Below are 24,983 nucleotides of genomic sequence, written 5' to 3' on the forward strand. Positions count from 1 at the left end.
GTTGAAAAGGGCACCCTCAGGTGCCCTTCCTTGACGATTGTCATTCTGCTCAGCGCGCTTCCGCCAGCAGGGTATGCGCTATGGTGCGCATGCCAAGGGTGTTGGCGCCCGGCGCCCACAGGCTGTCACCGTTCTCGCTGAAACAGGCGGCCAGATCGACGTGCAACCAACCCCGTCCTTCATTGCCGACGAAGCGAGAGAGGAAGCCCGCCGCGTTGGAAGCGCCGCCCGGGCCACCGCCCGGCACAGGGCGGCTGTTGGCCGTGTCGGCATAGTGAGACGGGCACTGCTGGCGGTGCCAGGGCTCCAGCGGCAGCGGCCAGGCGGGCTCCTGCTCGGCATCGGCGTAAGCCATGGCACGACTCACCAGTCCCTTGTCCAGTCCAAACAGGGCGTTGTAACGCCCCCCCAGCGCCATCACGGCGGCGCCCGTCAGGGTGGCTGCATCTATGATGAGCGGCGCCCCGCTGTCGCTAGCCAGTTGCAGGCCGTCGGCCAGCACCAGGCGCCCCTCTGCATCCGTGTTGACGATTTCCACCGTAGTGCCGTTCTTGTAGGTGAGGATGTCACCCAGCTTGTAGGCGTGGCCAGAGACCAGATTCTCGGCGCAGCAGAGGATGAGCTTCACCCGCTTGTCGAGGCCGCGCAGTATGGCCAGCGCCAGGGCACCGGTCACTATGGCCGCCCCCCCCATGTCATGCTTCATGGTGAGCATGCCCTGGGAGGTTTTCATGGAGTAGCCACCGGAGTCGAAGGTGATGCCCTTGCCCACCAGGGCCGCCGCCACCAGGGCGTTACGATCCCCGGTCGGGTTGTAGTCCAGCTCCAGCAGCACGGGCTCACGCTCGCTGCCACGGCCAACCTGATAGAGGCCGACCCAGCCAGCCTGTTGCAACGCCTCTCCTTTCAGGATGCGATGACTGATCCTGTCCGGCGCCAGCTCGGTAATGAAGGCCGCCGCCTCCACCGCCAGATCCAGCGGCCCCAGCTGTTCCGGGGTCGCATTGGTCATCTCGCGTACCCAGCGCCCGCACAACCAGCGTGCCTCCAGCTCTTCCCTGTCCTCTTCCGACGAGGTGGCCCACTGCAGCTCGACTTCGGCCTTGGGAGTTTGCAACCCCTGGGCGAAGGCCCACTGCTGCTCGCGCTCCCAATGACCGGCCAGCGCCACCTTCTGGATCCCCTGACTGCACAGGCGACGCGCTGCCTGCTGGATATCGAGCAGTGGCGTGGCGGTGACCAGATGGATCACCATGCCATTGGCACGGTGAGAGAGCAGTGCTCCCTCCCCCCACTCGGCTGGCGCGAACTCACGGTTTAACCAGACGTTCATATCGTCACCTCCTGCAGCCAGCGAGCGATCGTGCGCAGACCGTGGCCCTTGGCACCGGTCGCCCAGAGATCGTTGCCAGATTTTTGATAAGCCGCGGCCAGATCCAGGTGTACCCACCCCTTGCCCTCATCGCGCACGAAGCGGGACAAAAACGCAGCCGCCGTGGTGGCACCGGCCGTGCCTTCGGCGGAAGCCACATTGCCCAGATCGGCAAAGGCGGAGGTGAGCTGGCCCACATGCCAGGGCTCCAGCGGCAGGGCCCAGGCCTTCTCGTGCTCGACCCTGGCGGCAGCCAGGGCACGCTGCTGCTCGGTCTCATCGAGGGCAAAAACGGCGTTGTAGTCGCGACCCAGCGCCGTCTTGGCGGCGCCGGTCAGGGTAGCCGCATCGAGAATATAGGCCGCGCCACTGTCGGAGGCCGCCATCAGGCCGTCGGCCAGCACCAGACGCCCTTCGGCATCGGTATTCTGGATCTCGACCGAGATGCCGTTCTTGTAGGTGAGGATGTCACCCAGCTTGAAGGCGTGGCCGGAGACCAGGTTTTCGGCGCAGCAGAGGATGAGCTTGACCCTGTGCTTGAGGCCGCGACTGATGGCGAGCGCCAGGGCGCCGGTCACCATGGCGGCGCCGCCCATATCGGACTTCATCGGCAGCATGTTGTCAGAGGACTTCATGGAGTAGCCACCTGAGTCGAAGGTGATGCCCTTGCCCACCAGGGCAGCCACCACGGGGGCATTGCGATCCCCGGTCGGATTGTAGTCCAGCTCCAGCAGCACGGGTTCGCGCTCGCTGCCACGGCCCACCGACCAGATCCCGATATGACCCGCCTCACGCAGCGCCTCGCCAGCCGTGATACGGGCAGTCACCTCATCCCCGGCCAGACCACGAATGAGCAGCAGGGATGACTCCGCCAGGCTCATGGGATAAATATCTTCCGGACAACCGTTGGTCACCTCGCGCACCCAGCGGCTCGCCTTGATCAGCGCATCCAGCTCGCGGGCATCAGAAGCACTCTGCTCACCGAAGTCCAGCTCACGCACTCCCTTGGCGGCATAGAAGCCCTGGGCGAAGGCGTAGCGGCGCTCCAGAACCCAGGCTTCACCGGCCAGCTTGACCCGCTTGATACCGGTCGACTCGAGTCGACGGCCAGCACGCTGGATGGCACGCAGTGCATCCTGCTCCTGGCGGGCAAGGTCCAGATGGATCAGCACCTGGTCATCGTTGAAACTGAGCAGGGCGCCTTCGCCCCAATGGGCGGCAGCGGCCTGGGTGGACAACACTACCTTCATCATGTCAGCCATCTTCTCTTGCTTCCTTTTTATTGGCACTTGCATTAATGAATAGGGAAATAACGAGTACAAAAAAGGCCGTTCCCCTCGAGGGTCACGGCCTTCACCATATCATTACTGCACCATGAGATGCTGCACGCTCAATTCACTCATGTGTAATTAAGGTGCCATCAATGGCGTTCTGAGGCGAGGTTGATGGTGTACTTGGGCAGTTCCACCACCAGATCCTCGTCTGCCAGTCTAGCCTGGCAACTGAGGCGGGATTCCGGCTCCAGTCCCCACGCCTTGTCCAGCATGTCATCTTCCAACTCATCGCTCGGCTCGAGGGAGTCAAACCCCTCCCGCACCACGCAGTGACAGGTGGTGCAGGCGCAGGACTTCTCGCAGGCGTGCTCGAGCTCGATACCGTTGCGCAGTGCCACGTCCAGAATAGTTTCGCCACTCTGGCCTTCGAGGGCAGCACCGTCCGGACAGAGCTCGGGATGGGGCAGAATAATCACTTTTGGCATATTACACCTTGTTGACGTTTTGTCCGGTCAGCACCTTGCGGATGGAGGCATCCATCCGGCGGGCTGCAAATTCGCCACTGGCAGCGTCCGCCGCCTCGATGGCATCTTTGATTTGATTGGTTGTCCCTGCGGCGCGCATGGCCAGCAGATGGGTGATCGCACTGTCGATGGTGGCGCGCTCGGCGGCGCTCAGCAGCGTATCACCGTCAGTGGCCAGCGCGGCGTTGAGGCTTTCGACCACACGATCGGCCTCCACCTGCTGCTCTGCCAGCATGCGGGCATCCATGTCTTGCTGGGCATTGGCGATGGAGGCGCTCAGCATGGTGAGTATGTCCTCCTCCCCCAGCCCGTAGGAGGGCTTGACCTGGATCTCGGCCTGCACACCAGAGGATTTTTCCATGGCGCTGACCGACAGCAGACCATCCGCATCCACCTGGAAGGTGACACGAATGTGGGCCGCACCCGCCGCCATTGGCGGAATACCGGTCAGGGTGAAACGCGCCAGAGAGCGGCAATCGGCCACCAGTTCGCGCTCACCCTGTACCACATGGATCGCCATCGCGGTCTGGCCGTCCTTGAAAGTGGTGAACTCCTGGGCGCGGGCCACCGGTATGGTGGTGTTGCGCGGGATCACCTTCTCGGCCAGGCCACCCATGGTCTCGAGCCCCAGGGAAAGCGGGATCACGTCCAGCAGCAGCATCTCGGCATCGGGCTTGTTGCCCACCAGAATGTCGGCCTGAATGGCGGCGCCGATGGCCACTACCTTGTCCGGGTCGATACGGGTCAGCGGCGGACGCTGGAAGAAATCGCCCACCCGCTCGCGCACCAGCGGCACCCGGGTGGAGCCACCGACCATCACCACTTCCAGCACTTCCACCTGCTCAAGATCCGCATCGCGCAGAGCGCGGCGGCAGGCCAGCAGGGTACGCTTGACCAGCGGCATGATGAGCGCATCAAACTGGCTGCGGCTCACCTCGCCCTGCCAGCCGGCAAAGGCACAGGGCACCCGAACGGTATCGGTCAGGCCGTGTTTAACAGCGGCCGCCACGTCCAGCAGCTCGCGCTGGGTACGGGCGTCGAGCAGACCTTCAAGGCCGGCCTGCTCCTTGATCCAGTCCGCCAGCAGGTGATCAAAATCATCGCCCCCAAGGGCGGAGTCGCCGCCAGTGGCCATCACCTCGAACACGCCGCGATGCAGCCGCAGGATGGAGATGTCGAAGGTCCCGCCGCCGAGATCGTAGACCGCAATCACCCCTTCCTGACCGGAGTCGAGGCCGTAGGCGATGGCGGCCGCGGTCGGCTCATTGAGCAGGCGCAGCACGTGTAAGCCGGCCAGACGGGCCGCATCCTTGGTGCCCTGACGCTGGGCATCATCGAAATAGGCAGGCACAGTGATGACAACGCCATCCAGCTCACCGCCCAGTGCGGCAGCGCCCCGCTCGGCCAGTTTCTTCAAGATTTCGGCAGAGACCTGCACCGGGTTGACCAGCCCCTGACGGGTCTGAAACTGGGGCATGCCATTGTCGGCGGCCACAAACTGGTAAGGCTGCTGGCGGGTATCGATATCGGCCAGCGCCTTGCCCATCATCCGCTTGGCGGAGACGATGGTGTTGTGCGGATCGAGGGCCGCCTCGCGCTTGGCGTCGAAGCCGACCCGAATGGCATCAGCCTGGCCATTGTCAAACTGATAGTGCACCACAGACGGCAGCAGATCGCGCCCCTGCTCGTCGCAGAGGGTATCGGCGTGACCGCTGCGAACCGCAGCAACGAGAGAGTTGGTGGTGCCAAGATCGATGCCAACGGCACGTTTATGCTGATGAGGTGCGGCGCTCTGGCCGGGCTCGGCGATTTGCAGTAATGCCATGGGTAATCAAAATTCCAGCGTTAAAGGATCAAGACTCGAACAGCGAGTCTTCGAATCGTTCCAGCTCTTCGAGGAGCTTGTCGACAAACTTGAGTTTGCGAACGCAATCAGCCGCGCTCACATCATCGCCAGCGGCGAGATCCTGCGTCAGGCGTTGCATCAACAACTGGTGATCATGCCTGATTTCGTGGCGAAAATCCTTGATGGCACGCTCAGGCTCGGACTCCCCTTTCAGGTCGGCCAGCCGCTCACGCCACTCCAGCTGCTGCATCAGGAAGGTAGTGTCTTGCAGGGTTTGCTGCTCGCCACGAAGTTCGGTGCCGCGCAGGGAGAGCAGATACTCGGCTCGGCGCAGGGGCGCCTTGAGGGTCGTGAAGGCATCGTTGATCTGGGCGGCACGTTGCACCGCAACCAGTTGCTCCCGCTCGGGAGCCGTGGCAAAACGATCGGGGTGGAACTGGGTTTGCAACTGACGGTAGGTATCCGCCAGCTGACGGGTATCGAGCTCGAAGCCTTCAACCAGCCCAAACAGCTCGAAATGATTCATGCAAGCCTCTTAGACACGTTCGCCACCACCACACTCGCCCCTGGCGTGGGCGATATTGAACTGGCCGTTTCCGGCCAGTTCAAGCGGCAAAACATACCGTATGTCAAACCGGTTAGACATTGAAACTTTCGCCACAACCACACTCGCCCTTGGCGTTGGGGTTGTTGAACTGGAAGCCCTCGTTGAGCCCCTCCTTGACGAAGTCCAGCTCAGTGCCATCCAGATGGATCAGGCTCTTGGCATCGACGATGACTTTGACACCGTTTTGCTCAAACACCTGATCTTCATCCGCCAGCTCATCGACAAACTCGAGCACATAGGCAAGACCCGAACAGCCGGTGGTCTTGACGCCGAGGCGAAGGCCAATGCCCTTGCCCCGGTTGGTCAGAAAAGAGGAAACCCGTGCCGCTGCGGCATCTGTCATGGTAATGGCCATACTGCGCTCCTGACCTTAGAGACCTTTCTTCTGCTTGTAATCGGCGATGGCGGCCTTGATGGCATCCTCAGCCAGAATGGAGCAGTGGATCTTCACCGGCGGCAGGGCCAGCTCTTCCGCGATGTCGGTGTTCTTGATGCCGGCGGCCTCGTCCAGCGTCTTGCCCTTGACCCACTCGGTCACCAGGGAGCTGGAGGCAATGGCAGAGCCACAGCCGTAGGTCTTGAACTTGGCATCTTCGATGATGCCATCGTCGCTGATCTTCAGCTGCAGCTTCATCACGTCGCCACAAGCCGGGGCGCCAACCATGCCGGTCGCTATGTTGGGATCGTTCTTGTCGAAGCCACCTACGTTGCGGGGATTCTCGTAGTGGTCGATTACTTTTTCACTGTAAGCCATATCTAACTCCTGCTAATTCCGTTGATCACTGATCCTGTGGATCAGTGATGAGCCCATTCGACCGTGTTCAGATCGACGCCATCTTTGTACATCTCCCACAGGGGAGACATCTCGCGCAGACGACCGATGGAGTCACGGATAAGCTTGATTGCGTAATCAATCTCTTCTTCTGTAGTGAAGCGACCCAAGCTGAAACGGATGGAGCTGTGCGCCAGCTCGTCGTTCAGACCCAGTGCACGCAGCACATAGGAGGGCTCCAGGCTGGCCGAGGTACAGGCCGAGCCGGAAGAGACTGCCAGATCCTTCAGCGCCATGATGAGGGATTCCCCTTCCACATAGGCGAAGCTGACGTTCAGGTTGCCCGGCACGCGCTGTTCCAGGTCACCGTTGATATAAACGGCTTCGATGTCCTTGATGCCATCCCACAAACGCTGACGCAGAGCCATGATGTGTTGACCTTCGCTCACCATCTCTTCCTTGGCGATGCGGAAGGCTTCGCCCATGCCGACGATCTGGTGGGTCGGCAGGGTGCCAGAACGCATGCCGCGCTCATGACCGCCACCGTGCATCTGGGCTTCCAGACGCACGCGGGGCTTGCGACGCACGTAGAGGGCACCTATGCCTTTGGGGCCGTATACCTTGTGGGCGGACACGGAGAGCAGATCCACTTTCAGGGCTTCCACATCCACCGGGATTTTGCCCACGCTCTGAACCGCGTCCACGTGCAGCAGGATCTTGCGGGAGCGGCACAGATCGCCGATAGCGGCAATGTTCTGCACCACGCCGATCTCGTTGTTCACATGCATGATGCTGACCAAAATGGTGTCATCGCGCAGGGCGCCTTCGATCTGCTCCAGGGTGAACAGACCGTTCGGCATCGGCTCGAGGTAAGTCACCTCATAGCCTTCACGCTCCAGCTGGCGACAAGTATCGAGTACTGCCTTGTGCTCTGTCTTGGAAGTGATGATGTGTTTGCCCTTGCCAGCATAGAAATGGGCAACGCCCTTGATGGCCAGGTTGTTGGATTCGGTCGCGCCGGAGGTGAAGACGATCTCGCGCGGGTCGGCACCGATCAGGTCTGCCACTTGATTACGGGCCAAGTCTACCGCCTCTTCGGCTTGCCAGCCAAAGCGGTGGGAACGGGATGCTGGATTGCCAAACAGGCCATCCATGGTGAGACACTGCATCATTTTTTCTGCGACACGCGGGTCCACCGGACAGGTTGCCGAATAATCAAGGTAAATAGGCAGTTTCATGTTTTTCTCCGTTACAGCCAGGGTCACACATCGACCGACTGTGGAAAGCACGTTTGTTTATAGTTGGACTTTCAAGCTCACATCGCCGCGTTCTGCCCGATCAACCAGGGACAACACGGTTTTCATTTGTTCGTCTTGCTTGCCGGCGATCCGGCGCACATCCGCCTGACTCACCAGCTCTGCCAGGGTGATATCCCCCAGGAAACTGGAAATGCGCTCGCTAAGATCACGCCACAGGGAGTGAGTGAGGCACTGGGTGCCGCCGTGGCAACCGCCTTTGCCTAGGCACTTGGTGGCATCCACCGACTCGTCGACTGCGGTGATCACCTGACCGACCGAGATGGCGTCAGGGGCCAGACCGAGGCGATAACCGCCACCCGGGCCACGTACGCTACTCACCAGGCCATGCTTGCGCAGGCGGGCAAACAGCTGTTCCAGATAGGACAAAGAGATGCCCTGGCGTTCTGAAATATCAGCCAGAGGCACAGGCCCCTGCTCTGCATGCAACGCCACGTCGAGCATGGCAGTCACAGCGTAACGTCCTTTTGAGGTCAGTCTCATATGCCTTACCGTCTTGCGAACCAATCAACATGGGCATATGGTCACATACCCGACTAAAACAGTCAAGTATATGGTTGAGTAATACAGTCAGGTTTAATCCTGCGGTTTCGGCTTCTGTACCGAGGTCAAAATACCGCGCAAAATGTTCAGCTCCACCGTTTCCGGACGGGCCCGATTGAACAGGCGACGCAGCTTGCTCATCACCTGCCCGGGATGGTCGTCAGCAATGAAACCCGTCTTGAGCAGGGTCTGCTCCAGGTGCTGATAGAAGCCTTCCAGCTGGTCGGCACTGGGATAATCCGCCTCACTCACCACCTCGGGAGCCTGATCCTGCAACCAGTGCATCCGCACTTCGTAGCAGATAGTCTGCACCGCCATGGCCAGATTAAGAGAGCTGTATTCAGGGTTAGCCGCTATGGCCACGTGGTAGTGGCATTTCTGCAGCTCGTCGTTGGTGAGGCCAGTGCGTTCACGGCCAAACACCAGGGCCACCGGATGCTTCACGCCTTCCACCACCGCCTTCTCCCCCGCTTCGCGAGGATCCAGCATGGGCCAGCTCAGGGTACGGGAACGGGCACTGGTGCCTATGACCAGACCACAATCGGCAATGGCTTCATCCAGCGTCGGCACTATACGGGCATTGGCCAGGACATCGCTGGCACCTGCCGCCAGGGCCATGGCGTTGTCATCTGGCAAGGCCTGCGGATCAACCAACACCAGTTGGGTCAGTCCCATGGTCTTCATGGCGCGTGCCGCAGAGCCCATGTTGCCGGTGTGAGAAGTGTTTACCAACACGATACGAATCTGATCCAACATGCCCTGTCAATCTTCAGTCAAAAATGGCGCGCAATTGTAACATAGCCAATCGCTATTTTGGCACCGTAAAAGGCGCGCCATTTCACAACAAAACCCTCATTGTGTAGAACAAAGCATCATGAGCAGAGGCTGACCACAGGCTAAACTTGGAGGATGCGTGGATCTAGGAACGGAGGCAACATGTGCCCGCACTGGCTTTATGAGAGGTTACCAGTCTGCTATCTGCTGACCGCGGTCGGCATGATCACGCTCACCCAAACCCCCTTGCTCTGGCTGGCGGGCAGCCTGTTATTTGTCGCAGGCGCTGTCATCTGGATGATGCGCTCCAGCTATCGACGTACCGACCTGATCATCTTTCCGACCAAACGCTGGTTCAAGCCGGAGTGGCTGTACGAGGCGCAACCCTTCGTCTGGCTGGCGCTGGGTCTGTTGCTCTCCCGCCTCCCCAACGCTGCCGCCCTGCTGGCTGTGATCCCTTGTGTCTGGGCCTGTCGCTGCCTGTGGGCTCGCAGTCACTACCGCCACCATGCCAGTGGCCTGGTATTACACCTGAGACGGGACCCCGCCCGTCAGCGCAGAGCGCGACTCCTGCGCTGACGCGGTGCGCGCCCGTTCGATGAAGGTGGCAAGATCCAGCAGCGGATAGCGCATCAGGCTCGGCAAGCCATCCAGGTCCAGGCTGTCCATCAGGTTCTTCACCTCCAGTCCCAGCTCGGTATCCCCTTCAATCTTCAGCTTGCGTTGAAAAAAGAGAGAATCAGGATCTTCCTTGCGACCGGCGATCAGGATGAGGTCATTGGTGGTGCCGCTGAAGCAGACATCCGCCCGCTCACAATGGCGGACCACCACCAGTTTTCCATCCTGTTCGCTGATGAACCAGCTGAGCTCGAGATCCGACACCTCGACCCTGAGCCATTTGCCGGCCAGAAATTCGAAATCACCCTCCTGGATGGCTTCCTTGAACACCCGCGCCAGCAGGCGCTCCATCAGGTTCTGCTGCAGCGCAAACGGCACCAGCTTGAGGGGGCGGCGCAGAAAGCGGGGAGCCTGTTCGACCAGGCGACATTGCAGTTGTTGAAACACGATAAACTCCCAGTTTTTGCGCATTCAAACACAAGGCCACGCGCTGGATCCTGTTGAAAATCAAACTTGTGCCGACTTACCTCAAGAAGGGTAAAGCCACACAAAGCTGCCTCAGGTCAAAAAGTGGGAAGGCATCGATGAATACAATCGGGCCACTTTTGCATTTTTTGCCCTCTCGGAGCGTACCCGATGGAATTACTCTGTCCGGCAGGTAGTTTGCCGGCACTGAAAATAGCCGTGGATAACGGGGCCGATGCGGTTTACATCGGTTTCAAGGATGACACCAATGCACGCCACTTTGCCGGCCTCAATTTCACCGACAGCAAGCTGGAAAAAGCGGTGGACTACGTGCACCAGCATGGCCGAAAGCTACACATCGCCATCAATACCTTCGCCCATCCGGGATCGGATACCAGATGGAAGCAGGCAGTGGACCGGGGTGTGGCGCTCGGTGCCGACGCCCTGATCATCGCCGATCTCGCCGTGCTCGATTACGCCAGCCGCCACCATCCGGACATGGAGCTGCACGTTTCGGTGCAGGCCAGCGCCACCAACGCCGCCGCCATCCGCTTCTATCAGCAGCATTTCAACGTTGGCCGAGTGGTGTTGCCACGGGTGCTCTCCATGCATCAGGTCAGGCAGCTGGCCCGCGAGACTGACGTCGGTCTCGAGGTGTTCGCCTTCGGCAGCCTCTGCATCATGGCGGAGGGACGTTGCTACTTATCCTCCTACATGACAGGTGAGAGTCCCAATACGGTGGGAGCCTGCTCACCGGCCAAGTTTGTACGCTGGGAGGAAACACCGAGTGGCCTCGAATCCCGCCTCAACGAGGTGCTGATCGACCGTTACGGCCCGGGTGAAAACGCCGGTTACCCAACCCTGTGCAAGGGCCGCTTCGAGGTGGATGGCCAGACCTACCATGCGCTGGAGGAGCCGACCAGCCTCAACACCTTGGGGCTCTTGCCAGAGCTGTTCCAGACCGGGATCCAGTCGGTCAAGATAGAGGGGCGCCAGCGCAGTCCCGCCTACGTGGAGCAAGTCACCCGGGTCTGGCGCGCGGCCATTGACGCCTACCAGGCCAATCCCGATGCCTATAGCGTCAAAGCCGAGTGGGATGCCCAGCTAGCCCGCGTCTCCGAGGGGAGTCAGACTACTCTCGGCGCCTATCATCGTCAGTGGCAATAAAGGATCTCAACCACATGCAATTCTCTCTCGGGCCTCTGCTCTTCTACTGGCCCAAAGCCGATCTCCAGGCCTTTTATGACGCCGCGACACAGAGCCAGGCGGACATCATCTATCTGGGGGAAACGGTCTGCAGCAAGCGCCGTGAACTCAAGGTGGATGACTGGATCTCCCTCGCCCGCCAGGTGGCGGCCTCAGGCAAGCAGGCCGTACTCTCCACCCTGGCGCTGATCTCGGCCCCCTCGGAGCTCAAGGAGGTCAAACGGCTGGTCGACAATGGCGATCTGATGGTCGAAGCCAACGATCTCGGCACGGTGCAACTTGCCTGGGAGGCGGGGATCCCGTTTGTCTGCGGCCCGGCCATCAATGCCTACAACGCCGACGTGCTGCGTATGCTGCTCAAACAGGGGATGACACGCTGGGTGATGCCGGTGGAGCTGTCGCGCGACTGGCTGATGCAGCTCAATCAGGATCTGGGCAGCGCTCGCCAGCAGTTCGACGTGGAGGTGTTCGCCTACGGCCACTTGCCGCTCGCCTACTCAGCGCGCTGCTTCACCGCCCGCTCCCTCGACAAGCCAAAGGACAACTGCGAACTCGCCTGCATCCACTATCCCACAGGCCGGCTGGCCAGCAGCCGCGAGGGACAGAAGGTGTTCAACCTCAACGGTATCCAGACCCAGTCAGGTTACTGCTACAACCTGGGCAACGAGATCACCGGCATGGAGGGTCTGGTGGACGTGGTACGCCTCTCCCCCGAAGGACTGGACACCCTTGAGATGCTGGATCGCTTCAAGGCCAATCAGCAAGGTCAGGCCCCCCTCTCCCTGCAACGGGAGCGTGACTGCAACGGTTACTGGCGCCAGATCCCCGGTATGAGTCTGGTGGAATAATGCCGTACCGATACCAGAACGCAGGCAGCAGACAGCAAAAAGGCCTCATCATTGAGGCCTTTTTTACATCGCGAGCACCAGCAATCAGTAGGCCTGCTTGCTGCTCTTGCCCTGTGAGCTCTGGGTCCCCGGCGGCAAGGGTTTGCGCGCCATCAGTTCCAGCTCGAGCAGGGCATATCTGTGCTCGATGAAGTCGTACACGTTGTTGGCGAGTGCCAGCTTGAAGTAGCTGATGGCTTCCTTGCGGTTGCCCTTGGCCAGTTCAAATTTGCCGAGGTAGAAATAGGTTTCACTCAAGCGCTCGGCAAGCTCCCGGTTATCCTTCACCCCTTTCACCACGTTGCTCATCAACTGGGTCGCATTGATCTCGCCGGTGTAAAGGCGCACCAGATCCCAGTTCCAGGCGTCGTCGTCATACTTGTTGAGACGCTCGCGCATCCGGCTCATGGCGGCTGGCGCATTGAGCTTTTGCTCGGCCAGATAGAGCCAGATCACCCGATAGGGATCTTCTGGCTGCGCTTCATAGAAGCGTTTCATATCGGCGGCGGCCAGCTCGGGACGATTGCCGTAATAGAGCGCAATGCCACGGTTGAGATAGGCATAGTCATAATCAGGAGCCAGCTCGAGGGCAGAATCAAATGCCTCGTAGGCTTCGTCATAATTCTGCTGCTGCACCAGATAAACGCCGATGAAGTTGTAGGCCTCGGCAAAATCCGGTTTCTCCCGCAAGGCCCGGTTGAAATCCAGCCTCGCCAGGGAACGCAAGCCAACCCGGTCAAACACCACGGCACGCTCATAAAACAGTTCAGCCCGTTGCTCGGTGGTTAATTCCATCTCACCGAGCATTTGCCCGAGTCGTGCCAACGCCAACTCGCTCTGGTAAGAGACCTGCAGGGGGGTCGCCAATACCAGTGAAGCGGGTTGCGGCTTGGGAACTTGAGGCGCTTCAACCTGACTGCTACTGCTGCAACCCCACATGGGGAGCAGCAACAGGATACCAAGGAGGTATCCAATCCCTTTCCTGACGTTCAATGAACACTCCGACGCTGACGCTTGACCCCGCATATGGTAAAGGTCAACCGACACTTTGTCATGTGGCTGAACCTCTATCCCTCAAATAAATCAGGATTCGACAGGGTATCCGGCATCACACCAGCCCCGAAAACCACCATCGACGCTGACAACCCGGCTATACCCCATCTTCTGCAGGTTATCCGCCACCAGGATGGAGCGAAATCCCCCACCACAATAGAGGTAGAGCTCGGTGGCCGGATCCGGATAGCGCGTCTCGATATCGCGCTCAATCACGCCACGACCGAGGTAAACCGCGCCAGGCAGATGGCCCCTGCCCCACTCGCTCTCCTCACGCACGTCGATCAGGTGAAAGGCACGTCCCTCATTCTGCCAACGCTTTATCTGGTGCACGTCAGTCTCTGTTACCTGAGGACGGATCGCCTCGACCAGCGCCAGAAAACGTGGATTATGTTGCATGGTTTGCTCCTTGCCTTGAGTAATAGGACATTGATGATGCGTAGCATCATGACTCACTCGGCCCATAAGAGAAAGGGCGCCTCACGGCGCCCTTGTCGATTACGGCAGGATCTCTTGCTGATCCGCGCCCTCTTTTTCCACCGGAGTCGGCAGCATGTGCTCCCGTTTAACCCCGAGGAACATGGCGAACGAACTCGCCACATAGATGGAGGAATAGGTACCAAATGCCACACCTATCACCATGGCTACCGCAAACCCGTGGAGCAGGGCGCCGCCTTTGAGCAGCAACGCCAGCACCACCACGAAAGTCAGACCCGAGGTAATGACGGTCCGACTCAAGGTTTCGGTCATGGAGAGATCCAGGATGTACTCGGTATCCCCCTTGCGCACCTTGCGGAAATTTTCCCGCAGGCGATCGAACACCACTATGGTGTCGTTCAAGGAGTAACCTACCAGCGTCATCAGCGCCGCCAGCACGGTCAAATCGAACTCATACTGGAAGAAGGCAAATACGCCCAGGGTGATGACAACGTCGTGCACCAAGGAAACGATCCCCCCCAACGCCAGACGCCATTCGAAGCGCACCGCCACGTAGGCCATGATGCAAAGGATGGATGCCAGCATAGCCAGGGCACCATCGGTAGCCAGTTCATCGCCCACTGAAGGGCCGACGAACTCGACGCGCTTGAGCACGGCCTCCGGATCAATCTGCTGGGCAACTGCCAGCACCTGATTGCCCTGCTGCTCTACCCTGACCCCCTCTTGTGGAGTCATCCGCACCAGTACGTCACGGCTGGAGCCGAAGTGTTGCAGGGTTGCCCCTGCAATCTTCTGCTCATCCAGCACCTTGTGGATCTTGTCCAGGCTCACCGACTGCGGAAATCCCACCTCTATGGTGGTGCCGCCGGTAAAGTCCAGACCCCAGTTCAGACCCCGATCGAACAGGAAGAACAGGGAGATCACCATCAGCAGGGTAGAGAAAACCACACCCGGCTTGGCATAGCGCATAAACGGGATAGGTTTTTCAAAATGTAGAATCTGAAACATGTCTCTTCCTTAGATCGGCAGCTTGTCGATATGCCGTCCACCCCAGACCAGATTGATAATGGCGCGGGAAACCGTGATGGCAGTAAACATGGAAGCCGTCAGACCAATACCCAGCGTCAAGGCAAAGCCCTTGATGGCACCGGTACCGATACCGAACAGGATCACACAGGTGATGAGCGAGGTGACGTTGGAGTCGGCGATGGTCGAGAATGCGCGATCAAAGCCCAGATGGATGGCCTGCTGCACACCGCGACCGTTGCGGATCTCTTCCCGGATACGCTCGAAGATCAACACGTTGGCATCCACCGCCATTCCCAGCGTCAAGACGATACCGGCAATGCCCGGCAGTGTCATGGTGGCCCCCGGGATCATCGACATGATGCCGACAATCAATACCAGGTTGATCACCAGCGCCAGGTTGGCCACCCAGCCGAAGGCACGGTAGTAGATCCCCATGAACAGTACGATCACCAGCATTGCCCAGCCGATGGCTTCCATCCCGCTGTCGATGTTCTGCTGACCCAGGCTTGGGCCTATGGTGCGCTCTTCCACAATCTGGATGGGGGCAATCAGGGCACCGGCACGCAACAGCAGCGCCAGGTTATGGGCTTCATTGGCGTTGTCGATACCCGTGATGCGGAACTGGCTGCCAAGACGCGACTGGATGGTGGCGACGTTGATCACCTCCTCCTGCTTGCGGAACTTGCGCTTGCCATCCGGACCGGGTTGGCCCACCGGCTTGTACTCGATGAAGACGGTCGCCATGCCTTTACCGACGTTGTCCTTGGTAAAGTTGGCCATCTTGTTGCCACCCTGGCCATCGAGTTTGATGTTGACCTGAGGGCGGCTGTACTCATCGAAACCGGACTGGGCACCCACTATGTGGTCGCCGGTCAGGATCACCCGCTTTTGCAGCACAACCGGACGGCCGTGGCGGTCGGTATAGACCTTGGAGCTCGGCGAAACCCGGCCATCAGCGGCAGCCTGGATATCAGCGGTTTCATCGACCATGTGGAATTCCAGGGTCGCGGTTGCCCCCAGGATCTCCTTGGCGCGGGCTGTATCCTGAATACCGGGCAGCTGGACCACTATGCGTTCAGCGCCCTGCTGCTGGACCAGCGGCTCAGCCACACCCAGTTCGTTCACCCGGTTACGGATAATGGTGATGTTCTGCTCGAGAGCATACTTTCTCACCTCTTTTATCTTGGCATCACTGAGGGCAGCGTTGAGAACGAACTCGTCCCCTTTCTGCTCTGTGGTGAAGTTCAAATCCGGGTTCTGACGACGCAGATAAGAGATAGCGCGTTCCTGATCCGCTTCATCACGGAACAGAACCTGTACCTGATCACCGACCCGGCGCACGCCGGAGTAACGGATCTTCTGGGTACGCAGCTCGGTGCGAAAATCCTGCACCATCTGCTCTTGCTGCTTGGTCAGCGCCTCGGCCATGTCCACTTCCATCAGGAAGTGCACACCACCGCGCAGATCCAGACCCAGCTTCAGCGGTGCAGCACCGATGGCTTCAAGCCAGGCCGGCGTGGAGGGCGCCAGGTTGAGGGCGGTAATGAAGTTGTCGCCCAGCTTGTTGGCGACGACGTCGCGCGCCTTGAGCTGTTCTTCGGTGTTCCTGAAGCGGATCAGAATGAAACCATGCTCGAACGCAGCATGCTTGACCGGGATCTGAGCCGCCTCTAGGGCCTCTTTCACCAGATCAAGCGTCTCTAGCTTGACTTCGGCACCCCGGCTGGCAGAGATCTGCAAGGCCGGGTCTTCGCCGTAAAGATTGGGGGCTGCATATAGAAAACCGATGGCGATCACGAAGACCACCATCAGGTATTTCCACAGCGGATAGCGATTTAACACGCTGTGCTCCTCGGGAGATTAAAGGGACTGGATAGAACCCTTGGGCAGAACGGCAGAGACGAAATCACGTTTGATGGTAACTTGAGTCTGATCATTCAGGGACAGCACTATGTATTCGCTATCGGCGGACACCTTGGCGATCTTGCCAACCAGGCCACCTGAGGTGAGCACTTCATCACCCTTTGCCAGGGAGCTCATCAGGTCACGATGAGTTTTGGCACGCTTGGCCTGGGGACGATAGATCATGAAGTAGAAGATAAGGCCGAACACGGCCAGCATGATGATCATTTCCATGCCACCACTCTGTGCACCCGGAACTGCGCCTTCTGCATATGCCTTGGAGATAATGCTCATTTAACAACCTCTTATTTGATGTAGATTTGATAACTAACTTATATATCGTTGTTATTTAACGTCATTTTCAGCTAATGGAGGCACAGGCTTCCCTTGCCGACGGTAAAACTCAGTTACAAAGTCGTCTAATTTACCCTGCTCGATCGCGTCCCGCAAACCCTGCATCACACGCTGGTAATAACGCAGGTTGTGAATGGTGTTCAGACGGGCACCGAGGATCTCGTTGCACTTGTCCAGATGGTACAGATAGCTGCGGGTGTAGTTCTTGCAGGTGTAGCAATCGCAATCGGCATCCAGAGTGCTGGTGTCGCTGCGATACTTGGCGTTGCGGATCTTGACCACACCATCGGTGGTAAACAGATGACCGTTGCGGGCATTGCGGGTCGGCATCACGCAGTCGAACATGTCGACCCCGCGGCGCACCCCTTCAACCAGATCTTCCGGCTTGCCCACCCCCATCAGGTAGCGCGGCTTGTCGGCCGGAATTTTCGGGCAGACGTGCTCGAGGATCCGGTGCATGTCTTCCTTGGGCTCGCCCACCGCCAGACCGCCAACCGCATAACCGTCAAAGCCGATCTCCAGCAGGCCGTTGAGGGACACATCCCGCAGCTCTTCATATACCGAGCCCTGGATGATGCCGAACAGGGCATTTTTATTGCCCATGGCATCAAACTTGTCGCGCGAGCGCTTGCCCCAACGCAGGGACATCTCCATGGACTTGCGCGCCTCTTCGTAAGTGGCCGGATAGGGGGTGCACTCGTCGAAGATCATCACGATGTCGGAGCCCAGATCGTACTGGATCTCCATGGATTTCTCGGGGTCGAGGAAGATCTTCTCGCCATTGATGGGGTGACGGAAGTGCACACCCGCCTCGGTGATCTTGCGAATGTGTCCCAGGCTGAACACTTGGAAACCACCTGAGTCGGTCAGGATCGGGCCCTGCCAGTTCATGAAGTCGTGCAGATCGCCGTGGGCGCGCATCACTTCCTGCCCCGGCCGCAGCCAGAGGTGGAAGGTGTTGCCAAGCAGGATCTGGGCACCGGTCTCACGCACTTCTTCCGGGGTCATCCCCTTGACGGTGCCATAGGTACCGACCGGCATGAAGGCCGGCGTTTGTACCACGCCACGTTCGAACACCAGTTGACCGCGACGGGCACGGCCATCGGTGGTTTTCAGTTCAAATTTCATTGTTACCTCGTTGCGTCAGAGAAACAGTCTGACAATAGAGAGCCCAAAGGCCCGGTATATAAGGGCGAGGCTTATGCCACTGCCCGGCGACGGGTGACAAACATCGCGTCCCCGTAGCTGAAGAAACGGTACTGCTCGGCCACGGCGGCCTGATAGGCCGCCATCACCTGATCGTATCCGGCGAAGGCACTGACCAGCATGATCAGGGTCGACTCCGGCAGATGGAAGTTGGTGACCATGGCATCGACTACCTGAAACTGGTAGCCGGGGAAGATGAAGATGTCGGTGTCGCTGAAAAATGGCGCCAGCGGCTTGCCCTGGGCCAGGCTCACCTTGGCCGCACTCTCCAGGGAGCGTACCGAGGTAGTGCCGACGGCGATGACGCGACCACCACGGGCACGGGTCGCCGTAATGGCATCCACCACCTCCTGCGGCACTTCGGCATATTCCGAGTGCATGTGGTGATCTTCAATCTTGTCCACCCGCACCGGCTGGAAGGTCCCCGCACCTACATGTAGGGTGACGAAGGCCGTTTCAACCCCTTTGGCGCGGATCTTTGCCAGCAGCGGCTCATCGAAGTGCAGGCCGGCGGTCGGCGCGGCCACGGCACCCGGCTTCTGGTTGTAGACAGTCTGGTAGCGCTCCTTGTCGGCATCCTCATCGGGCCTGTCGATATAGGGCGGCAACGGCATGTGACCGATGGCGTCCAAAATCTCCAACACCGGACGCGGGTCGAGGAAATGGATCTCGAACAGGGCATCGTGGCGGGCCCGCATCTCGGCTTCCACCCCACCATCCATGATCATCCGGGTGCCCGGCTTGGGCGACTTGGAGGAACGCACGTGAGCCAGCACGCTGTGCTCGTCCAGGATGCGCTCCACCAGCACCTCCAGCTTGCCGCCGCTGGCCTTCTGGCCAAACATGCGCGCCGGAATGACACGGGTGTTGTTGAATACCAGCAGATCACCGGGGTGGAGCTGGTCCAGCACATCCACAAATTGACCATGGCGCAGGGCGCCGCTTTGACCATCGAGCTGCAACAGGCGGCTGGCGGTACGCTCTGCCATCGGATAGCGAGCAATCAGCTCGTCTGGCAGATCAAAATGAAAATCGGATACTTGCATCTTTCACCTCGGGGGAATCGGCGGCTAGTCTAGTTATCCCCCTCTTCCAAGGCAACCCAAAAGACCAAAAACCCAAGAGAGACAAGGGATAGCGAGCAATATTGAGACACACCTCCGGTTAATGATTCTTTAATGATCTGTATTGACCCTGATCATGTTCTATTCAGGAGGGGTGAGCTAGGGTGAAAGCAGATACACAAGGAGGCCCACCATGATGACTTTATCCGAGATCATGACAGAACATCCCTTCACCCTGGGTCCGGAAAACAGCGTCAAACAGGCGATGGATCTGATGCAACAGGAGCAGATCCGCCACATCCCCATCGTCGACGAGCACCGTCATCTGCTGGGTCTGGTCACCCTCACAGACATCCTGGCCACCCGCGAGTCCAAGCTGCTGCTCATCAACCCGGAGCGGGAAGCGGAATTCACCGACAGCGTCCAGCTCGACGAGATCATGACCCGCCAGGTGGCGAGCGTGGATCCCCACGCCGGCATCAAGGAAGCGGTCCTCTACCTGCAACGCCACAAATATGGCTGCCTGCCGGTGCTCAAGGGGCGCAAACTGGTAGGCATAGTCACGGAGTCAGATTTCATTGCAGTTGCCATCAACCTGCTCGAACTGATGGAAGAACAGGAGCCGCCCAGCGATTCTGATCTGTAAATTCTGTAATAAAATTACAATAAAAGCGTTTTCAGCACATGAAATCAGCAATAATGCTGAAAGCGCTCCATTTTGATGGAAAAATTACACCACAGACTTGCTTTGTGATCTTCATCACACTATTATCTACCCCATGCAATAGTTGCCGAGGGGGAGACGAGGGATTGTGCACCCAGCCTCTTCCTCTCATATGTCTGCAAGTTTGCACACCCCGTAGTTAGTCTTTGCTGTAAAGCTTTTGTTTACATAGCCATTCCTTGTTTGATGACCCGGCCTTGTCCTCACGACAGCGCCGGGATTTTTTTATCTGCACGATCCTGCCCCACCCCACTTTGTTACATGCGTCACGCAGCACGTCACTGCCACGCCCTGCCCGTCCCTGAAGAAGATGCCCATTCGGCCCTTGAAAATCCAGGGTGCCGCACAGATGTTAATCTCGGCAAGGGGTTACCTTGGCACGTCAGAAATATTCATGTTTAGTACAGCAGCGGTAGATTATCTAATAGATAGATTGAAGTGATTCAAAATTGCGGCTTTAGCCGATTAGGAGAAGCCCCTATGATGAATCCATCGAACGTTAAACGCCTGATCCGGATAGACTCTTCAACACCAGACAGGCATATGTACATCACCAAGGAGCAAATACATGTCTACCTACATCAACACTACAATCAAGCCGTTCAACGCCACCGCCTACCACAATGGCAAATTCGTTCAGGTGTCTGACGCTGACCTGAAAGGCAAGTGGTCCGTGGTGTTCTTCTACCCGGCAGACTTCACCTTCGTTTGCCCGACCGAGCTGGGTGACCTGGCTGACAACTACGCCGAATTCAAGAAGCTGGGCGTCGAGATCTACTCCGTCTCCACTGACACCCACTTCACTCACAAGGCGTGGCACGACACCTCCGACACCATCCAGAAGATCCAGTATCCGATGATTGGTGACCCGACAGGCGCCATCACCCGCAACTTCGGCGTGATGATCGAAGAAGCCGGTCTGGCTGACCGCGGCACCTTCGTCATCGACCCGCAGGGCATCATCCAGATCGTTGAAATCAACGCTGGCGGTATCGGCCGTGACGCTCTGGAACTGCTGCGCAAAGTCAAAGCGGCCCAGTACGTTGCCTCCCACCCGGGTGAAGTGTGCCCGGCCAAGTGGAAAGAAGGCGATGCCACCCTGGCCCCGTCCCTGGATCTGGTAGGCAAAATCTAAGCCTCCGCTTCCAAGACCGGCCCATTCAAGGGCCGGTCTGCTTTCTGGCCTGACAAAACGCCGACCCGCAATCACAAGAAGGAATTGGAAGATGTTGGATACCAACCTCAAACAACAGCTGAACACCTATCTGCAGTACATCGTCAATCCCATCGAGATCAGCGTGTCCGGCAACGACAGTGACAAAACCGCCGAGCTGCTGGCGCTGGCCCGCGAGATAGCCGAGATGTCCCCCAAGATTGCCATGACAGATGGCAACAATGCCCGCAAGCCTTCCATGAGTGTCGCAGCACAGGGCCAAGCCCCGCGCGTTCATTTTGCCGGCATCCCCATGGGTCATGAATTTACCTCTCTCGTGCTCGCCCTGCTGCAAAGCGGCGGTCACCCCTCCAAGGCCGATGCGGCCGTGCAGGAGCAGATCCGCAATCTCAAGGGCGAGTTCCACTTCGAGACCTATATCTCCCTCTCCTGCCACAACTGCCCGGACGTGGTGCAGGCGCTGAATCTGATGGCGACCTTAAACCCCGGCATCACCCACACCATGATCGACGGCGCCCTGTTCCAGGAAGAAGTCACCGAACGTCAAATCATGGCGGTGCCGAACGTCTATATGAACGGTCAACCGTTCAGCCAGGGCCGCATCTCGCTGGAAGAGATAGTGGCCAAGCTCGACACCGGCGCGGCCGATCGCAAGGCTGCCGAGCTGAGTGAAAAAGCCCCCTACGACGTGCTGGTGGTCGGTGGTGGCCCGGCTGGTGCTGCAGCCGCCATCTATGCCGCTCGTAAAGGCATCCGCACCGCCATCGTCGCCGAGCGCTTCGGTGGCCAGATGATGGACACCGTCGGTATCGAGAACTTTATCTCCGTGCCCTACACCGAAGGTCCCAAGCTGACCGCAAGCCTGGAGCAACACGTCAAGCAGTACGGCGTGGAAGTGATCACAGAGCAGCGCGCTGCCGCCATCAGCAAAGATGGCTATGTGAACGTGGATCTCGCCTCCGGCGCCACCTTGAAGAGCCGCGCCGTGATCCTGGCAACCGGTGCCCGCTGGCGCGACCTGAACGTGCCGGGCGAGCTCGAGTACCGCACCAAGGGCGTGGCCTACTGCCCGCACTGCGATGGCCCCTTCTTCAAAGGCAAGCGGGTGGCGGTGATCGGGGGCGGCAACTCAGGTGTCGAGGCAGCCATCGATCTGGCCGGCCTAGTCGAGCATGTGACCGTGGTGGAATTTGCCGATACCCTGCGTGCCGACGAGGTGCTGCAGAAGAAGGCTCGCTCCATGGGCAATATCGACATCATCATGAGCGCCCGCACTACCGAAGTGATTGGTGATGGCAGCAAGGTGGTCGGCATGGATTACGAAGATCGCACTACTGGTGAGATCAAGCACTTAGGCGTGGCGGGTATCTTCGTGCAGATAGGCCTGATCCCCAACACCGAGTTCCTGAAAGGGAGCGAGATTGCCCTGACCCGTTTTGGCGAAATTGAGATCGACACCAAGGGCGCCACTTCCCTGCCCGGCGTCTATGCCGCCGGTGACGCCACTACCGTGCCGTTCAAGCAGATCATCATCTCCATGGGAGCGGGTGCCACTGCTGCACTGGGTGCGTTTGATTACCTCATCCGCAATGCGGCGCCGGACGCCACCGAGGCATCCGCCAAGGCCGATGGCGTGACCGCCTGATAATCCTTTTACCAATAAAAAGCCGGCTCCCTGGAGCCGGCTTTTTTGTCCACGTCATTCAGACCACTAGGCCGGCCCGGACGACTCAGGCGTGGCATAGCTGGCAGGTACGGCCTCCCCCGCCAGATCCGTTCTCGGCTCCAGCTCAGGCGTCATGGGCGTATTGGGCGGCACCGGCATGAACACCTGATGATCGGCCAGGGGAATGGGGGCCCGCTGCCGCTTGCGCCAACCCAGATACGCTGTCAGCAGGGTGCCGCACAGGGCGAAATAGACAAACAAGCCCTGCGGCCCAAACTGCAGCATGACGAAAGGCGCCAGCAGCGGCCCTATCATGGCCCCCAGGCTGTAGGCGAGCAGCAGCCCCTGATTGGCCCCCAGCACCTGATCCGGACGCAGCTCATCGCAGGCGTGACTCAGGCTCAGGGGATAGATAGAAAACGCCATCCCTCCCAGCAAGAACACCAGAGTACCGGTGACAGGTTCGCGCCAATCTTCCGGCAACAGCACCATCAGCAGGGCGAGCAGAGTCAGCACGGCGCCGAGCAGCAGGATCACCAGCCGCCTGTCATAGCGATCGGACATACGGCCTATGGGGTACTGCAGGCACATGCCCCCCAGGATAACCAGTGCCATCATCTCCGCCACCCGCGAAAGCGAGGCACCGCTGTCGGTAAAGTAAAGTGGCAGCAGGCCGTAAATGGCGCCGAGGATCAGGCCAGAGAGGAAGCTGCTGCCCATGCCAGCCGGAGTGAGCCGCACCAGATCGATCACCCCGACCGGTTGGGGCGCGACCATGGCGGGCGTCGCCACCCGGGAGAGCGCCAGCGGCACCACAGACAAGGTGGCCGCCATGGCGCACAGGGCAAACGGGGTCAGCACCATGGGGTCCACCCACTTGAGCAGCAACTGGCCCATCGCCAAGGATCCGTAGAGCAGGATCATGTAGAGCGACATCAGCCGCCCCCGGTTGAGCGGGGTGCTTGAAACCAGCATCCAGGACTCCAGCACCACGAACAGGCCACCGGTGGCAAAGCCCCCCACCAGCCGCAGTGCGGCCCAGCTGATGGGGTCCACCACCATGCCGTGCAACAGAAACAGAAAACAGAGCAGGGAGGCGTAGGCCGCATAAGCCCGGATATGGCCGACCCGTATGATAAGGCGAGCGTTGACGAAGGCCCCCAGCACCAGGCCACCGAAATAGGCAGCCGACACCAGACCGATGGCCTGCACCGACACCTGCTCGGCCGAGAGGCGCACCGTCAGCAGGGTATTGAACATGCCGTGGCCCAGAATGAATATCACCAGACTGGCCAAGGGTGACAACAACCTTGTGAGCGTCATGGGGTCTTCCTTTCGGGCTAAACAACCATGGTACCGTTTGCTTCCCCCCCACTTCAACCCAACCGGCCCTGCCACGACCACACTATGCTTGATGAGACCCACCATTGAGGTAACCAAGATGAAGCCTGTCCTGTTATTGATTGGCCTGCTCTTTGCCGGCAGTGCCCTCGCGTTTCACTGCCCCGCAGACATGAAGAAGATCGATGATGCCCTCGCCGCAGGCCCCGCCCTCAGCGCCGAGCAACTGGCCGAGGTGAAGCAGCTCAGGGCCGAAGGAGAAACCCTGCATAATGCGGGCAAACATCAGGCATCCGTCGATACCCTGGCCAAAGCCCTGGCCCTGCTCGCACCGGCCAACTCCTGACGCAGCCCACGACTGAGGTTGCCCCGATGCAGGGCAACTGTAGGTGACTCAACAAGAGCAAGCCCCCGCCAACTGGCGGGGGCTTTTTACTGGCAACAGTCTGGGCGGCACGCACCGGCATATCAGCCTCTGGCTGGCAGCATCACCGGCAGCGTTCCCCCCTTCCCTTCATAGTGGCGGCCTCTTTTGCACCACGATATTCATGACAAGGGTCCAGGTGCGGCGCCAGGCACTGGGCAGGGCCGACAGCGGCTCATGGAGATGGTGCCAGCCGAGGTTGCCGAGAAAATCACGGCGGCGGTCGCCATCCCCGCGCCGGTGCCGTGCCCAGGGGTTGGTCTGGCAAGACAAGATGGGATTGCGAACCAGGCACCAGGCGGCATGCAACTACGCCGCCGATGTCGAAACCGGCCCCGAACACAACTTCCGAGGCAAAGAGATGGTCCTTTCTATGGCACAGTTAGCCACTTTTGCGACTCAAT

General features: G+C 59.3%; 26 protein-coding genes. 7 read left to right on the forward strand and 19 right to left on the reverse strand.

Annotated features, from left to right (window positions below; all coding sequences use genetic code 11):
- Positions 1-49: 49 nt before the first annotated feature.
- The 10 genes from pepB (GWQ22_RS03540) to trmJ form a co-directional block, all read right to left on the reverse strand.
- Entirely contained in the window at positions 50-1,333 is a 1,284-nt protein-coding gene (gene pepB, locus GWQ22_RS03540; protein WP_275929472.1) for an aminopeptidase PepB, read from the reverse strand.
- Positions 1,330-2,634 carry an aminopeptidase PepB gene (gene pepB, locus GWQ22_RS03545; RefSeq protein ID WP_275929473.1) on the reverse strand — a complete coding sequence of 435 codons (1,305 nt, stop codon included), beginning with the start codon at positions 2,632-2,634 and terminating at the stop codon, positions 1,330-1,332. Before pepB (GWQ22_RS03545) ends, pepB (GWQ22_RS03540) begins: the two co-directional genes overlap by 4 nt.
- A gap of 158 nt (positions 2,635-2,792) precedes the next feature.
- Positions 2,793-3,131: an ISC system 2Fe-2S type ferredoxin gene (fdx, locus tag GWQ22_RS03550; RefSeq protein WP_212512669.1), complete on the reverse strand. Its 339-nt coding sequence runs from the start codon at positions 3,129-3,131 to the stop codon at positions 2,793-2,795.
- Position 3,132: 1 nt separating this feature from the next.
- Complete coding sequence (gene hscA, locus GWQ22_RS03555; RefSeq protein ID WP_275929474.1) at positions 3,133-4,995, reverse strand: Fe-S protein assembly chaperone HscA; 1,863 nt, start codon at positions 4,993-4,995, stop codon at positions 3,133-3,135.
- 28 nt (positions 4,996-5,023) lie between these two features.
- On the reverse strand, positions 5,024-5,542 hold the full coding sequence (gene hscB, locus GWQ22_RS03560; protein WP_108536484.1) for a co-chaperone HscB: 519 nt from the start codon (positions 5,540-5,542) through the stop codon (positions 5,024-5,026).
- Between the two features lie 112 nt (positions 5,543-5,654).
- Positions 5,655-5,978 carry an iron-sulfur cluster assembly protein IscA gene (iscA, locus tag GWQ22_RS03565; protein WP_042034411.1) on the reverse strand — a complete coding sequence of 108 codons (324 nt, stop codon included), beginning with the start codon at positions 5,976-5,978 and terminating at the stop codon, positions 5,655-5,657.
- A gap of 15 nt (positions 5,979-5,993) precedes the next feature.
- Positions 5,994-6,377 carry a Fe-S cluster assembly scaffold IscU gene (gene iscU, locus GWQ22_RS03570; protein WP_005310405.1) on the reverse strand — a complete coding sequence of 128 codons (384 nt, stop codon included), beginning with the start codon at positions 6,375-6,377 and terminating at the stop codon, positions 5,994-5,996.
- Between the two features lie 41 nt (positions 6,378-6,418).
- Positions 6,419-7,633: an IscS subfamily cysteine desulfurase gene (locus GWQ22_RS03575; protein ID WP_108536485.1), complete on the reverse strand. Its 1,215-nt coding sequence runs from the start codon at positions 7,631-7,633 to the stop codon at positions 6,419-6,421.
- Between the two features lie 57 nt (positions 7,634-7,690).
- The gene (gene iscR / locus GWQ22_RS03580) at positions 7,691-8,194 is read right to left on the reverse strand and encodes a Fe-S cluster assembly transcriptional regulator IscR (protein ID WP_042034415.1); all 504 of its coding nucleotides are present in this window, start codon (positions 8,192-8,194) and stop codon (positions 7,691-7,693) included.
- A gap of 93 nt (positions 8,195-8,287) precedes the next feature.
- Entirely contained in the window at positions 8,288-9,010 is a 723-nt protein-coding gene (gene trmJ, locus GWQ22_RS03585; RefSeq protein ID WP_108536486.1) for a tRNA (cytosine(32)/uridine(32)-2'-O)-methyltransferase TrmJ, read from the reverse strand.
- A gap of 180 nt (positions 9,011-9,190) precedes the next feature.
- Between trmJ and GWQ22_RS03590 the strand changes: the two genes are divergently transcribed.
- Positions 9,191-9,607, forward strand: coding sequence for a hypothetical protein (locus GWQ22_RS03590; RefSeq protein WP_275929475.1), 417 nt, complete (start codon positions 9,191-9,193; stop codon positions 9,605-9,607).
- Here the strand turns inward: GWQ22_RS03590 and GWQ22_RS03595 are convergent.
- Positions 9,554-10,093 (reverse strand): SCP2 domain-containing protein, encoded by a 540-nt coding sequence (locus GWQ22_RS03595; protein WP_275929476.1) that lies wholly within the window; start codon positions 10,091-10,093, stop codon positions 9,554-9,556. The two genes, GWQ22_RS03590 and GWQ22_RS03595, sit on opposite strands and share 54 nt — an antisense overlap.
- A 189-nt stretch (positions 10,094-10,282) precedes the next feature.
- On the opposite strand from GWQ22_RS03595, the gene GWQ22_RS03600 reads away from it, so the two are divergent.
- Positions 10,283-11,278 carry a peptidase U32 family protein gene (locus tag GWQ22_RS03600; RefSeq protein WP_275929477.1) on the forward strand — a complete coding sequence of 332 codons (996 nt, stop codon included), beginning with the start codon at positions 10,283-10,285 and terminating at the stop codon, positions 11,276-11,278.
- Between the two features lie 14 nt (positions 11,279-11,292).
- Positions 11,293-12,165 carry a U32 family peptidase gene (locus GWQ22_RS03605; protein WP_275929478.1) on the forward strand — a complete coding sequence of 291 codons (873 nt, stop codon included), beginning with the start codon at positions 11,293-11,295 and terminating at the stop codon, positions 12,163-12,165.
- 84 nt (positions 12,166-12,249) lie between these two features.
- Here GWQ22_RS03605 and nlpI read toward each other — a convergent pair whose 3' ends face one another.
- From nlpI to queA, 7 genes are all read right to left on the reverse strand, one after another.
- A complete protein-coding gene (nlpI, locus tag GWQ22_RS03610) occupies positions 12,250-13,197 on the reverse strand; it encodes a lipoprotein NlpI (protein WP_345893617.1) in 948 nt (315 codons plus the stop codon).
- A 90-nt stretch (positions 13,198-13,287) separates the two neighbouring features.
- Positions 13,288-13,656: a rhodanese-like domain-containing protein gene (locus tag GWQ22_RS03615; RefSeq protein ID WP_042034422.1), complete on the reverse strand. Its 369-nt coding sequence runs from the start codon at positions 13,654-13,656 to the stop codon at positions 13,288-13,290.
- Positions 13,657-13,755: 99 nt separating this feature from the next.
- Positions 13,756-14,703 carry a protein translocase subunit SecF gene (gene secF / locus GWQ22_RS03620; protein ID WP_275929479.1) on the reverse strand — a complete coding sequence of 316 codons (948 nt, stop codon included), beginning with the start codon at positions 14,701-14,703 and terminating at the stop codon, positions 13,756-13,758.
- 9 nt (positions 14,704-14,712) lie between these two features.
- A complete protein-coding gene (secD, locus tag GWQ22_RS03625; protein WP_042034424.1) occupies positions 14,713-16,566 on the reverse strand; it encodes a protein translocase subunit SecD in 1,854 nt (617 codons plus the stop codon).
- 18 nt (positions 16,567-16,584) lie between these two features.
- Positions 16,585-16,920, reverse strand: a complete 336-nt coding sequence (yajC, locus tag GWQ22_RS03630) for a preprotein translocase subunit YajC (RefSeq protein ID WP_042034425.1) — start codon at positions 16,918-16,920, stop codon at positions 16,585-16,587.
- A 51-nt stretch (positions 16,921-16,971) separates the two neighbouring features.
- Positions 16,972-18,108: a tRNA guanosine(34) transglycosylase Tgt gene (tgt, locus tag GWQ22_RS03635; RefSeq protein WP_108536492.1), complete on the reverse strand. Its 1,137-nt coding sequence runs from the start codon at positions 18,106-18,108 to the stop codon at positions 16,972-16,974.
- A gap of 71 nt (positions 18,109-18,179) precedes the next feature.
- On the reverse strand, positions 18,180-19,232 hold the full coding sequence (gene queA / locus GWQ22_RS03640) for a tRNA preQ1(34) S-adenosylmethionine ribosyltransferase-isomerase QueA (protein WP_042034427.1): 1,053 nt from the start codon (positions 19,230-19,232) through the stop codon (positions 18,180-18,182).
- A 211-nt stretch (positions 19,233-19,443) separates the two neighbouring features.
- On the opposite strand from queA, the gene GWQ22_RS03645 reads away from it, so the two are divergent.
- The 3 genes from GWQ22_RS03645 to ahpF all read left to right on the forward strand — a co-directional run bounded on the left by GWQ22_RS03645 (position 19,444) and on the right by ahpF (position 22,793).
- The gene (locus GWQ22_RS03645; protein ID WP_275929480.1) at positions 19,444-19,896 is read left to right on the forward strand and encodes a CBS domain-containing protein; all 453 of its coding nucleotides are present in this window, start codon (positions 19,444-19,446) and stop codon (positions 19,894-19,896) included.
- A 646-nt stretch (positions 19,897-20,542) separates the two neighbouring features.
- Positions 20,543-21,109, forward strand: a complete 567-nt coding sequence (gene ahpC / locus GWQ22_RS03650) for an alkyl hydroperoxide reductase subunit C (protein ID WP_275929481.1) — start codon at positions 20,543-20,545, stop codon at positions 21,107-21,109.
- A gap of 91 nt (positions 21,110-21,200) precedes the next feature.
- Positions 21,201-22,793 carry an alkyl hydroperoxide reductase subunit F gene (gene ahpF, locus GWQ22_RS03655; protein WP_275929482.1) on the forward strand — a complete coding sequence of 531 codons (1,593 nt, stop codon included), beginning with the start codon at positions 21,201-21,203 and terminating at the stop codon, positions 22,791-22,793.
- Positions 22,794-22,859: 66 nt separating this feature from the next.
- Here the strand turns inward: ahpF and GWQ22_RS03660 are convergent, their stop codons facing one another.
- The gene (locus GWQ22_RS03660) at positions 22,860-24,137 is read right to left on the reverse strand and encodes an MFS transporter (protein WP_275929483.1); all 1,278 of its coding nucleotides are present in this window, start codon (positions 24,135-24,137) and stop codon (positions 22,860-22,862) included.
- 118 nt (positions 24,138-24,255) lie between these two features.
- Here GWQ22_RS03660 and GWQ22_RS03665 point away from each other — a divergent pair, with 118 nt between their 5' ends.
- On the forward strand, positions 24,256-24,501 hold the full coding sequence (locus GWQ22_RS03665; RefSeq protein WP_275929484.1) for a hypothetical protein: 246 nt from the start codon (positions 24,256-24,258) through the stop codon (positions 24,499-24,501).
- Positions 24,502-24,983: the final 482 nt, after the last annotated feature.

Origin of the sequence: Aeromonas sp. 1HA1, assembly GCF_029237385.1 — a bacterium.
In the GTDB taxonomy this organism is placed as follows: domain Bacteria; phylum Pseudomonadota; class Gammaproteobacteria; order Enterobacterales; family Aeromonadaceae; genus Aeromonas; species Aeromonas popoffii.